Here is a 13,966-nt window from a genome sequence, read left to right as displayed (position 1 = left end):
AGACTGGGCAAGCGGGGGAGCTCTCGACCCTTCCAGACTATACGGAGTCCGGTGATGAACGGGATCGGGATTGATGTAAGCAAGCGCCAGTTGGACGTTGGCACGACAGACGGACAGACCCTGCAGGTCAGCAATAGCCGCTCCGGCTCCAGGGACGGATTCACGGCGTCCCCCGCGAACCCAACCTGGCCGACCCACCTGCGGCTTTTGCATTCCGCGACCAACCAACCCCACCCACGAGGGGCTGCGCCGTTGGCGGAAACCCGCATATTCGTTAGCCGGAAGTTAAAGATCCGTAAGCATTCTGCAGCGATCCCGCAGTCATCTGCGTGCAACCGATCGTCATTAGTCTTCGTGACGTTCCAGTCAGCTTGGCCGCGGTAAGCTCTATCCCGATGGGCTCGCAAGTACCGCTCATCGTGTGCAGTACGCAGTAGCAATTTGGAGGAAGACATCACATGGCAATCGTTCTTTATGTCGGTGGTAGCAAGGATGGCGAGAAGGGCGTGGTGCCCTACGGCTTCAGCAAATCCCGCGCCGATACCGCGCTGGGGCCGGAGTTCTACACGGAGCGGTTCATGGAACTGCAGGGTGTCGGCAAGGTCCGCCTGATGGCGCTGGAGAGCCTGCGTGACGACATCGTCATGCAGCGTGCCGCCCGCCACTACCGCTGACCTTCGCAGTACGCGGCAGGACGCGCCCCACCATCGCGCGTCCGCGCCGGCATCCCAGCCCCGGGGCCAGTCCGAGCCCCCTTTGCCAGGATGCCGGCGTCCCATCCGGACCCGCCGCCTGAACCGCCGCTCTGTCAACGCCTTGTCCCTGCCGCCCGCGCATTGCAAGAATGGGCCTTTCCCGCAATGCGGCCCAGGCCGGAAACAATGCACGACGCCAAGCACGCCCAGCGCCAGCTCGCCCAGCAGATCGCCCAGACCATCGCCGATGAGATCGGCGCCCAGACCGCCCAGGTCAGCGCCGCCGTCGGCCTGCTCGATGAAGGCGCCAGCGTTCCGTTCATCGCCCGCTACCGCAAGGAAGTCACCGGCGGCCTGGACGACACCCAGCTGCGCAACCTGGAAACCCGCCTGACCTACCTGCGCGAACTGGAAGACCGCCGTGCGGCGGTGCTGGCCAGCATCGGCGAGCAGGGCAAGCTCAGCGATGAGCTGCGCAACGAGATTCTCGCGGCCGACACCAAGAGCCGGTTGGAAGATCTGTACCTGCCGTACAAGCCCAAGCGTCGTACCCGCGCGCAGATCGCCCGCGAAGCAGGACTGGAGCCGTTGGCCGATGGCCTGTTGGGCGATCCGACACAGGACCCGCAGGTCTTTGCCGCCACGTTCGTCGATGCCGACAAGGGCGTGGCCGATACCAAGGCCGCGCTGGAAGGTGCCCGCGCGATCCTGATGGAGCGTTGGGGCGAGGACGCCACGCTGGTTGGCGAGCTGCGCAGCTGGTTGAGCGAGCAGGGCGTGATCCGTGCCCGCGTTGCCGAGGGCAAGGAAACCGAGGGCGCCAAGTACCGCGATTACTTCGAGCACGCCGAGTCGTTGGCGAAGATTCCATCGCACCGGTTGTTGGCGTTGTTCCGTGCGCGCCGCGAGGAGATCCTGTTCCTGGAACTGGATCCGGGTAAGGATGCCGAGGCCGGACATCAGTACGCTGAAGGGCGCGTGGCGCACAACGCCGGTATCCGCGATGCGGGGCGCCCCGCTGATCGCTGGCTGCTGGACGCCTGCCGCCTGACCTGGCGGGCCAAGCTGCACATGCACCTGCTGCTGGACCTGTTCAACCAGGCCCGTGAGAAAGCCGAGGCCGAAGCCATCGCGGTATTCGGTGACAACCTCAAGGATCTGCTGCTGGCTGCACCGGCCGGCCCGAAAAGCGTGCTGGGCCTGGACCCGGGCATCCGCACCGGCTGCAAGATTGCCGTGGTCGACGCCACCGGCAAGCTGGTCGCCACCGACACCATCTACCCGCACGAGCCCCGCCGGCAGTGGGAGCAGTCGCTGCAGACGATCAAGCAGCTGTGTGCCAAGCACAACGTGCAGCTGATCGCGATCGGCAACGGCACCGCCAGCCGCGAGACCGACAAGCTGGCCGGTGAAGCCATCAAGGCGCTGGGTGACAACGCGCCGCAGAAGATCGTGGTCAGTGAAGCCGGGGCGTCGGTGTATTCGGCGTCGGAAACGGCGGCCAGGGAATTCCCGGACCTGGACGTGTCGATCCGTGGTGCGGTATCGATCGCGCGTCGCCTGCAGGACCCGCTTGCCGAACTGGTGAAGATCGAGCCGAAGGCGATCGGCGTGGGGCAGTACCAGCACGACGTGGATCAGTACCGCCTGGCGCGCGCACTGGATGCGCGCGTGGAGGACTGCGTGAATGCCGTCGGCGTGTACGTCAACACGGCGTCGGCTGCACTGCTGTCGCGCGTCTCGGGCCTGTCGTCGACGGTAGCCGAGAACATCGTGCGCCACCGCGATGACAACGGTCCGTTCAAGCGTCGCAAGGACCTGCTGAAGGTGTCGCGCCTGGGCGAGAAGACGTTCGAGCAATGCGCGGGTTTCCTGCGTATCGCCGATGGCGATGAGCCGTTGGATGCGTCGTCGGTGCATCCGGAAGCCTATCCCGTGGTCGAGCGCATCGTGGCCAGCACCGCGCGCCCGATCAAGGCGCTGATCGGCGACGGCAGTTTCCTGCGCGGCTTGAAGGCCGAGCAGTTCACAGACGAGACATTCGGTGTGCCGACCGTGCGCGACATCCTCAAGGAACTGGAAAAGCCGGGCCGTGATCCGCGCCCGGAATTCAAGGCGGCCCGTTTCGCCGATGGCGTCGAGGACATCAAGGATCTGCGCGAGGGCATGGTGCTGGAAGGCGTGGTCAGCAACGTGGCCGCGTTCGGTGCGTTCGTCGATATCGGCGTGCACCAGGACGGCCTGATCCACATCTCGGCGCTGTCTGATACCTACGTGAAGGATCCGCGTGACGTGGTCAAGGCCGGCGACATCGTCAAGGTGAAGGTGCTGGAGGTGGACGTGCCGCGCAAGCGCATCGCCCTGACCCGTCGTCTGGACGACACGCCTGGCCAGGCCATCAGCCGCCCGGGCAGCCGTGACGAACGCAGCCAGGGGCAGGCGCCGCGCCGCGACGCTGGCAACCCCGCGCAGGGACGTGGCCAGGGGCGCAACCCGGGCAATGGCGGACGCCCGGCACAGGCCGCGCCGCCAGCCAACAATGCCCTGGCCGAGGCGTTCGCCCGGGCCAAGCGCAGCTGAGTCCGCCGTCCCCCTCCCGGCGCTGTCGGGTGGGGGACTTGTCGATGTTCCCCGGCAATGCGCACACTTGCGCCGGAAGGGGCGCTTGGACCCCTGCTGTCGCTGGGGAGGCCATGCCGTCAGCACCATCCGCGCTGTTCCGTGACCGCTGTGGTTCGCCACGGCCTGCGGGCAGCTGCGTCGGCAGGGGAGGTGGCTGATGGCCGATCAGGGCAACAGCGGCAACGCACGGCTGGAGCGCCGGCTGCAGGAACTGGCCGAAGAGCGCCGTCGCCTGGCGATGATCATCGAGGGCACCGCGGCCGGCACCTGGGAATGGAACGTCCAGAGCGGGCAGATGCGGGTCAACGAACGGTGGGCCGAGATCGTCGGCTACCGGTTGGACGAACTTGAACCGATCTGCCAGAAGACCTTCATCGCGCTGGTCCATCCGGATGATCTGGCGCTGTCCGATGCGGCCCTGCAGGACCACTTCGATGGCCGCACCGACCACTATGTCTGCCTGTTGCGGATGCGCCACAGGAATGGCGAATGGATCTGGATCCACGATCGCGGACGGGTATTCGAATGGGACGGGCAGGGCAGGCCACTGTGGATGGCCGGCGCCCATGCCGATGTCACCGAACTGCAGCAGGCGCGCCAGGACGCGGCCGAAATGCGGCAGCGCCTGCAGGCTGTGGTGGATGCTTCCGACGAAGTGGCGGTGATCGCGACCGACACCGATGGCATCATCACCATTTTCAATACCGGCGCGCAGCGCCTGCTCGGCTACACTGCCGCTGAAGTAGTGGGTACGCGCCGCCTGGATGCCTTCCACGACCCGGTTGAACTGCAGGCGTGGCTGCGACCGCTGGCGACCGCCGATGGACAGGTTCCGGGTGTGTTCGAGGCACTCAGTGCACGTGCCGAGGGCCAGACGTATTCGCGGCAGTGGACACTGCTGCGCAAGGACGGGCAGCGTCGCCAGGTACGCCTGTCAATCAGCCGCATGGATGGCGCCAATGGCGAGCGCATCGGCTATGTCGGCATGGCCATCGACATCACCGAGATCCTGCAGGCGCGCGCCGAGGCTCGTCTTGCGGCGGAAAAATTCGCCGGTGCGTTCACCTCGGCGGCATTGGGCATGGCGCTGGTGTCGCTGGAAGGGCGCTGGCTGGATGTCAACGATGCGCTGTGCCGCATTCTCGGCTACGCGCGGGAGGAACTGCTGCAGGTCGATTTCCAGCGGTTGACCCATCCGGCCGATCTGCAGACCGACCTGGCCCTGGTGCAGGACCTGCTGGCGGGGCGACGCACGCACTATCACCTTGAAAAGCGCTACGTGGGCCGTGAGGGCAACACCATCTGGGCACGGCTGTCGGTATCGCTGGTACGCAATGAGCGCGGTCAACCGTTGCATTTCGTGTCGCAGATCCAGGATGTCAGCGCCCAGCGCAGCAGCGAGCAGCGCCTGTTCGAAAGCGAGCAGCGCAGCCGCATCACCCTGGATGCGGTTGCCGACCTGGTACTCAGCGTGGCCCTGGATGGCCACATCGAATATGCCAATGCGGCCGCCGTGCGAATGCTTGCCGGCGATGGAGCGCTGTCGCTGGCCGGGCATCTCGTGCAGGACGTGCTGTCGTTGACCACCGAATACGCACCGCAATCGCAGCTCGATGTCAGCGTGCTGCTCGATCCGGAAAGCAATGCCGTGGATCTGCATGCCGATCTGCTGCTGCAGATGGGCACCGCCGTGGTGCCGGTTGACCTGACCCGGGCCTGGCTTCGCGACGACGAGGGCCAGGTGCGTGGTGCGGTGTGGGTCCTGCGCGATGACACCCAGCAGCGCGCACGCGAGCGCGAGGCACGACACCTCGCGGAGATGGATCCGCTGACCGAACTGGGTAATCGCCGCGGCTTCGAAGTGCATCTGCAGCAGGCGATCACCCGGGTCGAGCGGACCGGGCAGGCGGCGTCACTGATGTACATCGATCTGGACCGGTTCAAGCCGGTCAACGATACCTTTGGTCATCTGGCCGGCGACGCCGTGCTGTGGGCCGTGGCCAGTGTATTGCGCCATGGTGTGCGCGACTCGGATGTGGTGGCGCGCCTGGGGGGGGACGAATTCGCGGTGATCCTGTCCGGGTGCAGCCCGCGCCGAGCGGCGCGCATCGGCGGCGAGCTGCTGCATACCCTGGCCAACCTGTCCATTCCGTGGGACCAGCACCAGCTGCGGATCGGCGCCAGCATCGGCATCGCACCGCTTGCCGCCGGCATGAGCGTGGACCAGGCCGTCGCCGCCGCCGATGCCCAGTGCTACCGGGCCAAGGCGATGGGGCGCAACAATGTGCAGGTGCAGGGCGAAACCGGCGAACTGTCCGGTAGCTCGCCGGCGGACGGCGGCGACCTCGGCGACGGCTGATCTCAGCCTGTGAGAGGGGCGCGGCGAATACTGCGCCAACGCCCCACCTTCGCAGGAAAACAACATGACGTCCTGGAACCTGAGTGCAGTCCGTGCTTATGCGCCGGCCGTCGTCGGCTGGTCCCTGGCTCTCTCCGGCTGGCTCCGTCTGGAGCAGCTGCGCAACGACCAGCAGGCCCGGATGCTGGTCCCCGTGGTGCAGTGGGGCGTGGCGCTGATGCTGCTGGTCACGCTGGGCTGCATCGTCGCCACCAGCCTGGTGCTCTGGCGCGCCGCGCGTCGTGATGCGCAGCAACGTGGGTAGCGGACCTGCTGCATTGATCAGGTGCGGGCCTCAGCGCAGCACCTCTTCGGCATCCACCAGCTGCACGTCGTGCATCATGTTGAGGTAGGCCTCGTAGTAGCCTTTGTGCGAAGCGCCAACGATGGCCAGCAGGCGCGTTCCCGGGCGCTGTCCCAGCACTTCGCGGATGTTGGCGACCATGCGCAGGTTGCGGGTTTCCCAGTAGCCCACATAGTTGCGGCCAAAGCCCTGGGGTGAGGGTTCGACCAGCGCAGCACCGAAGTCGGCCTGGTAGGCCTGCAGGCCGACGCCGGGGCGGTTGTAGGCGCGATACAGGTCCAGCACGCCATCGACCTTGCCGATGTTGGCGTACAGCGGCTCGTCGGCGTCCCGCCGTGCGTTTGCCTGCGGGTTGTCCCACGCCTTCATGATCGCTTCGCCTGCCGCCTTCTCGTGCTCGGGCGGGGTGGGCGAATCGGCGGTGTGGTCGTCCACCGCCCACAGGCGTTCCAGCCCCAGCCGCGCGGCGAGAACGGCCGCCACCAGGTTGGTTTCATTGCGACGGGTCAGGCTCTTGTCGAGAATCTCGACCAGCGCAGCATCCAGGCCGTCGCCGGCAATACGCTCCTGCACAGGCAGGCGCAGCCATTGCACCTGCGCCGATCCGCGCTCGCCAGCGGCCAGGAACACCGCGGCCAGATGTCGACGCTGCGCGGCTGTCGGGCTTGCCGGCCATGCCGACAGCAGGCGCCCCATCTCGACGTTGGCGTTGGGTACGTCAAGGCCGGTGGCGGCGCGGGCCGCGTCGGTGTCGAAGCAGTAGGTTTCGACGCTTTCGGCATAGCGGCCGGGATTGCGACGCATGAAGTCGCACTGCAGGCCGGACAGGTTTTCGGTGGCAATCGCTTCCGGGCGCCAACGTGCCAGGCGCTGCAACAGTGGCTCCAGCATGGCCGGCTCGAAGGTCTTTGGCAGTTCCGACAGATGTGCTGTCCCAAGCACCAGTACGTCGTTGTGGCGACCTGCGGGTGGCCCCTTCAGCTGGTCGGGATGGAAGCTGGGACGGAAGCCCGCGTCGCTGGCCAATGCGCCGGCACTGCACAGGCTGAGGAAGATGATGGCGTTCAAGCGTCGAAGCATGCTGCCTCCCCAGGAAAAATCCATTGAGTGGGCACATGCTGCGGGCAGCGCGCAGGCAAGGGATGTCCCGATGGTCATTGCAACCTTCTGCGTGCCTGCCGCATCCCCTTTCCGTCGGCGCTGGTCCAGAATGGTGGCTGGAAGACTTCCGGAAGCGCGTCATGGATGAAATCGCCACCATCGCAGCTGCAGGTGCCGTGCTGGGTGCACTGGCCGGCTGGATCGGGCCGGCCAGATGGCGGTGGCAGCTGTTGCGGCTGGCACCGTTGCTGCTGTTGCCGTTCGCGCTTTACATCCTCGCCACCCGTAGCTGGATCCTGGGCGGCGGCGGGCCGCTGGCGGGGCCATCCCTGCTGGTCGTCTGCGGCAGTCTGGGCTACCTGCCGGCGGTGCTGGCAACGATGCTGCTGCGCTGCGTTCTGCGGCGCGCCGCCGACCAGCGGCTGGCCCCCTAAAGTTGCCGACTGCTTCGCCGATACCTTGTCTGGAGCCCGCTGCAGGCTCCCGCCGCCGGACCCGAGGCTGCCTCCGATGGGCGGCCCGTGCCGTGTGCCTCGCCGCTGTTTGATGACGATCGCAGCTGCCGTAATGTTCCTGCCAGTCGCTCGAGTGACGCCTTCCGGCGTCTGCAGTCCCAGGCAATCGAAGTTGCCGCCGGGCATCCCGCCCGGCGGGTCGCAACCGCTACCCGGACACCGAGGATCAGACGATGCTTATTTCAGGCTCCATGGAAGGTGCTCAGGCGCCGGCCGAAGTGCTCACCCGTTGGTCTCCCCTGCGCGCGCTGCAGGGGGTGTTGGGCAGGCAGCGCCGCGCCACGGAGGTGGCCGAGCAGCATCGGCGGCACGTCGAGCTTGAGGCCCAGGTGGCCGCATTGCACCGGGTGCAGGCGGTCATCGAGTTCGCCCTCGACGGCACGATCCTGCAGGCCAATGACAACTTCCTGCAGGCAGTGGGATATCGCCTGGATGAGATCCAGGGCAGGCATCACTCCCTGTTCGTCGACCCCGAGCACGCGCGCAGTACCGGATACAGCGACTTCTGGGCGCGGCTGGGCCGCGGTGAGTTCGATGCAGGGCAGTATCGACGCTTCGGCAAGGGGGGGCGCGAAATCTGGATCCAGGCCTCCTACAACCCGGTGCTTGATCAGCACGGTCGGCCGTACAAGGTGGTCAAGTTCGCCACCGACATCACCGCGCAGAAGCAGCAGGCGGCCGAGTCGGCGGGGCAGCTGGCGGCCATCGACAAATCGCAGGCGGTCATCGAATTCAGCATGGATGGCCGCATCCTGGCGGCCAATGCGAACTTCCTCGCCGCCACCGGCTATACGCTGGAAGAGGTACGCGGCCAGCATCATTCGCTGTTCGTCGAGCCTGATTACCGGGCCAGCGACGAATACCGGCGGTTCTGGGAAAAGCTCGGCTCCGGCGAGTACGATGCGGGCCAGTACCGGCGGCTGGGCAAAGGTGGCCGCGAAGTGTGGATCCAGGCGTCGTACAACCCGATTCTCGATGCCAGCGGGCGACCGTTCAAGGTCGTCAAATACGCCACCGACATCACCGCACAGGTGCATGAGAGCCAGGCCATGCAGCGCGCCGTGGCGCAGACACGCGAGGTGGTGGCGTCTGCAAAGGAGGGCGACCTGACCCGAAGCATCGGCATGGCCGACAAGACGGGCCCGATCGCCGAACTCTGCGGAGGCGTCAACGCGCTGGTCGAAGCGATGGCCGCGATCATCGGTCAGATCAAGTTCGCAGCAGACACCATTGCGGTCGGTGCGAGCGAGATCGCCGAAGGCAACAACGACCTTTCCCAGCGCACCGAGCAGCAGGCTGCCTCACTGGAAGAAACCGCCGTGTCGATGAAGGGGCTGGCCGAGACCGTGCAGCGCACCGCGAACAACGCGCGCCAGGCCAGCCAGCTGGCCGGTGGCGCCGCCGACGTGGCCGCACGCGGTGGCCAGGTGGTGCATGAGGTGGTCTCGACGATGGCGGTGATCAACGCGTCCTCGCGACGCATCGTCGACATCATCGGTGTGATCGATGGCATTGCCTTCCAGACCAACATCCTGGCATTGAACGCGGCCGTGGAAGCGGCGCGCGCCGGTGAGCATGGCCGTGGTTTCGCCGTGGTCGCCACCGAGATCCGCGAGCTCTCGCAGCGCTCGGCGGGTGCGGCAAAGGAAATCAAGCAGCTGATCGATGCGTCGGTTGCCAACGTCGGTGCCGGAACGGCGCAGGTCGAGAGCGCCGGCCGGACCATGGACGAGATCGTGGCCGACGTGCGTCGCGTCAGCGACCTGATGACCGAGATCAGCGCGGCTGCGCAACAACAGAGCGATGACATCCAGCAGATGAACCACGCGGTGGACCTGATTGACCAGGGTACGCAGCAGAATGCAGCGCTGGTGGAGGAGGCCTTAGCGGCCGCGCGCAGCATGGAAGAGCAGTCTTCGCAGCTGCTGCAGACGGTGGCAGGATTCCGTGTGCACGCGGGGGCAGGGCATGGCCATGGCGTGCATGCCCCGGCGCTGCGGGTGGTGTAGGGCGCCGGCGCGCGCTGGCCTATGGGGCGGCGCGGGCCGCCCCGCCAAGGCAGCGGTGGCTTGCTACGGGATCGCCCGTCTCTGCTCAGTCACCATGTCCCTATCGGCAGCGCGTGGTCGACGTTCTCGACGATTTACCCAGGTACCTTGATGGCTGGGAAGGGCCTACCCAGGCATCGGGCTGACTGATGAGTCCGCTCTGGCGGCCAAGGTGTGATCGCACTCGACCAAGCGGGCGTTGCTGACGGCTTGGCGCCCTCCGCATTGGGCACAAGCGAGCAGCGTACCTCCCGGTATGGATTGGAGGTCGGGGCCTGTCGAGTGGGTGACGTGCTGGCAACTGTTGCACCGGACGCTGATGGCGATGACGCTTTGGATGTTCCCCTGCTGATCGTGCATCGGGTCGATGTTGAGAACGTAGAAAAGACCTGTGTCTGGCATGGCCGTGTACCGAAGAGTCAATGCATGCTGCAGGGTGGAGCGGGTTGATCTTGTGACGAGAGTGCGGATTCAGCACGAGTTTTGGAGCTGAAGCGCTATGGATTCTGCCTATACAGCTACGCCCATTTTGAAGCCTCTGCTGCCAAGCCGGTGACCGGAACGGACAGGCTGAGGGCGCTGGTCGAACCTTACGCCATCGCCGCTCGATCAAGCAGGACCGGCCAACGCGCTGGACGCCCGAGCGTCAAACGTTCTTCTGCAGAAAGTCTGCGAATCTGGCCAGGCTGACAGCCTGCCGATTGGGGCACTTGGGGCAACTGAGAATTGCGCCACCGGGCAGATCGATCAAGCCTTCGTTGGGCCGCCCGGTGAACCGGCACGAGCATTCCAGACAACGACACACCACCTGGGTTACCTGCAGCAGACGGCCGCTGTCGTCTTCCTGCCCGAAGACATCGCTGAGGAGGAACAATCCGGTGTCGGCCATGCTCGAATCCTTAACGCCTGTTTTCCATGGAGCCGAAGTCTACAGCTTCCTTGATGCTGGAGTTTTGCGTTATGCGCCGGCTCGCGATCGCGGCCAAGCCAGGCTTCGCATTAAACCATTTGGCCCGGTGGCGCATCCAAAGCGGAGCATGGACTCATGCCTTGCCCAACGGAAGCTGCCAATGTCCCAGATCTGCCATATCCGGTTTCTTGCCCTTATCGCGGTGACTGCCCTATGTACGGTTCCTGCCGTTTCCGCAGAGACCATCGCGATCCCGTTCGAGCTGGGCAAGGACCATCGAATATATGCCGAAGGCACGATCAATCATTCGCGCCCCCTCCGTTTCCTGGTGGACACGGGGGCGGACGGTATGGCCGTGTCGGTCGCTGCAAGCGAACTGGCTGGTATGAAAATCGACGATCAATCCGAAAACACCGGCGCGGACGGCACGACGTTGGTTGACTACAGTACGAACAACACGGTCGCTCTCGGCGGTGCCAGCAGAATGTTGGGCGCCGCAGTAATCGACTACCAGAATCGGCCCTTCGATGCAGTTCTCGGCTGGAAATTCTTCGAGGGAAGCGTGGTCGAGATCGACTACGACAAGAAGACCCTGTTCGTGCATGGCACTTTGCCCAGCACGGCGGGATACACCAGGATGAACACGCGATGGATCGACAACATTCCCGCTGTCGAAGTGACGTTGCATGCGGAGAACGCATCACTCCAGGCGTGGCTCTCTTTGGATACCGGCAGCAACGGGACCATCGACCTGGGGTATTCCTACAGTTCCCGACACAACCTCGAGGATGTTCTTACGAAGAAGATCGGAACGTCACAGTTCAGTGGGAGCGCAGGCAGGAAGATCCGCGCGGTCGATGTTCGCGTTCCCTCGGCCGATATCCAGGGGCTTCGTCTGGACCAGCCCAAGGTGTCTTTCACCATCGACGAAGACGGCTCCAGTGGCGATGGCACGATCGGAAGTGAAGTTCTTCGGAATTTCAACATCCTGCTGGACACCAAGACCGGCGACGTCTATCTGCGTCCCAACGGGAGGGCGGCGCTGCAGCAACTGCGGCGGTGACAGGACGATCGAGAGGGGAAGTGGGGAGGAGAATTGGCCGGAGTCGGCTGATTCACGACTCCATTACGCCATTCCTTCTGGAAACCTCGCGTTGCAAGGCTTTGTGGTGCCGGTGAAAGGACTCGAACCTTCATGGGGTCACCCCCGGCTGATTTTGAGTCAGCTGCGTATACCATTCCGCCACACCGGCAGCAGCGGGATAGTGTACCCGAGCCGAGCGGGCGTTCATAGAGGTGCGGGCGAACGGGGCCGAAATGGCTTCAAATTGTCGGTATCGGCCGACTGCTGGCTATACTGGCAACGCTTAACAGGCACGGAGCGATAGCCTATGTCAGCGTTGCAAGACCTGCGGGTGCTGGTAGTGGAGAACGACGAGATGAGTGCGGCGCTGCTGCAGATGCAGCTGGTGCATTCCGGTGCTCTGGTCGTTGGTCTTGCCGCGTCCGTTGCCGAGGCACTGCGCCTGCTGGAAGAGGCCAACCCTGACGTGGCCCTGCTGGATTACCGGTTGGCCCACAACGAGACCAGTGAACCGGTCGCTGCGGCGCTGGCCGCGCGTGGGGTGCCGTTCGTGCTCGCCACCGGCATGACCGCCGAACAACTGCCGGTCGCGATGCGATCGGGGGTGCTGTTGATCAAGCCCTATCTGTCGGCGGAACTGTCCAAGGCATTGGTCCGCGCAGTGGGGCGCTCCAGCGCAAGCGCCTGATCCGAGCGCTCAGGCGGCTTCTTCGTAGACATAACGGATCTCCTCGCGGTCGTCGAGGATGGCGTACTGCGCCGCCAGGTTGTCCGGGTCCGGGGTGAGCCATGCGTCCAGATGCTCGGCGCGGATCGGCAGTACGCCCCGGTCATGGCCGGCAGCGGCAACATCGATTGACGGTCCATCGGTGATGGTGGCGAACGACAGCAGGCGTCCTTCCGGGCCCTCCCATTCCGCCCACAGGCAGGCCAGCAACAAGTCGCGCGGCGGATCAGGGCGGAACTCCAGCACCACGTCCTGTTCCTTCTCGTCGTTGTGCAGGGTGCGGCCGGCAATGGCGTGGCGAGGGACGTGTTCGTAGAAGGCCTGTACCACCACCACGCCGTGGCGCAGTCCGAAGGCCCCGCGCCAATAGCCTTCCAGGCTGTCCCGCCGCGCATTGTAGGTGCCGGGGTAGAGGACATCGTTGCGCGCGGGCTTGTCCGGAAGCCGGCATTGATAGCGCATCGGCTTGATCACGCGCCGGCCATTCTCGCTGACCATCACCGGAGCGTAGGTGCCAGGAAAAATACGGTTGTCGCGTGGCAGCAGCTGTTCCCGATGCAGGTCGTCCAGCCGCGCCTGCGCCCGTTCGATGCGGTTGCCGGCAACGCGCAGGTCATTGCGCGCCTTCTGCGTGGGACGGGTGGCCAGGGTCGCGTTGGCGATGTCGCGACGCTCAAGCTGCCGTTCCAGCTCGGCCTGCAGCTGCTGCCGCTCCTGTGCATGCCATTGCTGGATCTTTGCCACGATGTCGCGGCCCAGTTCGGTGCGTGCCCCGGCAAATCCGTCGTCCATCGCTTTCGGCGTCTTCGGCCGTTTCTTGCCGGGATCATGCGCATAGAGTTCGGCGAACTCCTCCAGGGAGAGGACGGCGCCGAACTCGCGCACCAGCTTGGCGTAGTCGGCGCGGATCAGGGCGGAATAGCACATTGGACTCTGCCGGAAGATGGGTCGCAGCGGCTGCGACGTGGATGCGGCAGGATAGCTCGACCTTCCAGGAGACGTTGCATGAATGATCCAGAGACGATCCAGTTCCGCCAGGCGGTGCCGACGGTTGAGGACTACTGCCAGCTGCGTGCGCTGGCCGGGCTCAGCGCAAAGACCCATGAGGCGGCGACGCGGGCATTGCCCAATACCGTTTTCGGTGTCTGTGCCTACCAGGGCAGCGAGCTGGTAGCGATGGGCCGGATCATCGGCGATGGTGGTTGCCACCTGCAGGTCTGCGATATCGCCGTGCTGCCGCGCCTGCAGGGGCAGGGTCTGGGCAAGGCGGTGATGCAGCGTCTGAGCGACTGGATGCAGGGCAACCTGCCGCCGTCGGCGTATGTGAGTCTGTTGGCCGATGGCGAGGCACATCGGCTGTATGCGCAGTTTGGCTTTGCGGCGACCGCGCCAGCCTCGATCGGCATGTATCGCCGGTTCTGAAACGCGGTCACCAGGGAATCGCAGGCAAAGAAAAACCCCGGCCGAAGCCGGGGTTTCAAAGATTGGCGTCCCCACGGGGATTCGAACCCCGGTCGCCACCGTGAAAGGGTGATGTCCTAGGCCTCTAGACGATGGGGACG

At 65.2% G+C, this 13,966-nt stretch carries 12 protein-coding genes, 2 tRNA genes and 1 pseudogene; 10 read left to right on the top strand and 5 right to left on the bottom strand.

Features of this window, described 5'->3' with window-relative positions:
- Nucleotides 1–54: 54 nt before the first annotated feature.
- The 5 genes and pseudogenes from ACUXVE_RS19775 to ACUXVE_RS19755 form a co-directional block, all read left to right on the top strand.
- Nucleotides 55–147: pseudogene (locus ACUXVE_RS19775) on the top strand (IS110 family transposase); the annotation flags it as partial.
- A gap of 311 nt (nucleotides 148–458) precedes the next feature.
- On the top strand, nucleotides 459–674 hold the full coding sequence (locus tag ACUXVE_RS19770) for a hypothetical protein (protein WP_025879252.1): 216 nt from the start codon (nucleotides 459–461) through the stop codon (nucleotides 672–674).
- A 207-nt stretch (nucleotides 675–881) separates the two neighbouring features.
- A complete protein-coding gene (locus ACUXVE_RS19765) occupies nucleotides 882–3,275 on the top strand; it encodes a Tex family protein (protein WP_445515006.1) in 2,394 nt (797 codons plus the stop codon).
- A 199-nt stretch (nucleotides 3,276–3,474) separates the two neighbouring features.
- Entirely contained in the window at nucleotides 3,475–5,676 is a 2,202-nt protein-coding gene (locus ACUXVE_RS19760; protein ID WP_445515005.1) for a PAS domain S-box protein, read from the top strand.
- A 64-nt stretch (nucleotides 5,677–5,740) separates the two neighbouring features.
- A complete protein-coding gene (locus ACUXVE_RS19755; RefSeq protein ID WP_445515004.1) occupies nucleotides 5,741–5,980 on the top strand; it encodes a hypothetical protein in 240 nt (79 codons plus the stop codon).
- Between the two features lie 30 nt (nucleotides 5,981–6,010).
- On the opposite strand, the gene ACUXVE_RS19750 is transcribed toward ACUXVE_RS19755, so the two are convergent.
- Nucleotides 6,011–7,099: a DUF5694 domain-containing protein gene (locus ACUXVE_RS19750; RefSeq protein WP_445515003.1), complete on the bottom strand. Its 1,089-nt coding sequence runs from the start codon at nucleotides 7,097–7,099 to the stop codon at nucleotides 6,011–6,013.
- Nucleotides 7,100–7,260: 161 nt separating this feature from the next.
- On the opposite strand from ACUXVE_RS19750, the gene ACUXVE_RS19745 reads away from it, so the two are divergent.
- Nucleotides 7,261–7,554, top strand: coding sequence for a hypothetical protein (locus ACUXVE_RS19745; protein WP_222389069.1), 294 nt, complete (start codon nucleotides 7,261–7,263; stop codon nucleotides 7,552–7,554).
- A 254-nt stretch (nucleotides 7,555–7,808) separates the two neighbouring features.
- On the top strand, nucleotides 7,809–9,644 hold the full coding sequence (locus ACUXVE_RS19740) for a methyl-accepting chemotaxis protein (RefSeq protein WP_445515002.1): 1,836 nt from the start codon (nucleotides 7,809–7,811) through the stop codon (nucleotides 9,642–9,644).
- A 685-nt stretch (nucleotides 9,645–10,329) separates the two neighbouring features.
- Here ACUXVE_RS19740 and ACUXVE_RS19735 read toward each other — a convergent pair.
- Entirely contained in the window at nucleotides 10,330–10,572 is a 243-nt protein-coding gene (locus tag ACUXVE_RS19735) for a hypothetical protein (RefSeq protein WP_445515001.1), read from the bottom strand.
- Here ACUXVE_RS19735 and ACUXVE_RS19730 point away from each other — a divergent pair.
- Entirely contained in the window at nucleotides 10,571–11,656 is a 1,086-nt protein-coding gene (locus ACUXVE_RS19730) for a retropepsin-like aspartic protease (protein WP_445515007.1), read from the top strand. The genes ACUXVE_RS19735 and ACUXVE_RS19730 overlap by 2 nt on opposite strands.
- 104 nt (nucleotides 11,657–11,760) lie before the next feature.
- On the opposite strand, the gene ACUXVE_RS19725 is transcribed toward ACUXVE_RS19730, so the two are convergent.
- A tRNA-Leu gene (locus tag ACUXVE_RS19725) sits at nucleotides 11,761–11,846 on the bottom strand.
- Nucleotides 11,847–11,984: 138 nt separating this feature from the next.
- Here ACUXVE_RS19725 and ACUXVE_RS19720 point away from each other — a divergent pair.
- Nucleotides 11,985–12,365 (top strand): response regulator, encoded by a 381-nt coding sequence (locus ACUXVE_RS19720; RefSeq protein ID WP_445515000.1) that lies wholly within the window; start codon nucleotides 11,985–11,987, stop codon nucleotides 12,363–12,365.
- A 9-nt stretch (nucleotides 12,366–12,374) separates the two neighbouring features.
- On the opposite strand, the gene ACUXVE_RS19715 is transcribed toward ACUXVE_RS19720, so the two are convergent.
- Complete coding sequence (locus ACUXVE_RS19715) at nucleotides 12,375–13,331, bottom strand: SOS response-associated peptidase family protein (protein ID WP_445514999.1); 957 nt, start codon at nucleotides 13,329–13,331, stop codon at nucleotides 12,375–12,377.
- Between the two features lie 78 nt (nucleotides 13,332–13,409).
- Between ACUXVE_RS19715 and ACUXVE_RS19710 the strand changes: the two genes are divergently transcribed.
- The gene (locus tag ACUXVE_RS19710) at nucleotides 13,410–13,826 is read left to right on the top strand and encodes a GNAT family N-acetyltransferase (RefSeq protein WP_025879241.1); all 417 of its coding nucleotides are present in this window, start codon (nucleotides 13,410–13,412) and stop codon (nucleotides 13,824–13,826) included.
- 63 nt (nucleotides 13,827–13,889) lie between these two features.
- Here the strand turns inward: ACUXVE_RS19710 and ACUXVE_RS19705 are convergent.
- A tRNA-Glu gene (locus ACUXVE_RS19705) sits at nucleotides 13,890–13,965 on the bottom strand.
- Between the last annotated feature and the right edge of the window lies 1 nt (nucleotide 13,966).

The organism is Stenotrophomonas sp. 3(2025) (genome assembly GCF_052665395.1).
Note: the sequence above shows the minus strand (reverse complement) of the source record. Positions and strands in the feature narration are given on the sequence as shown.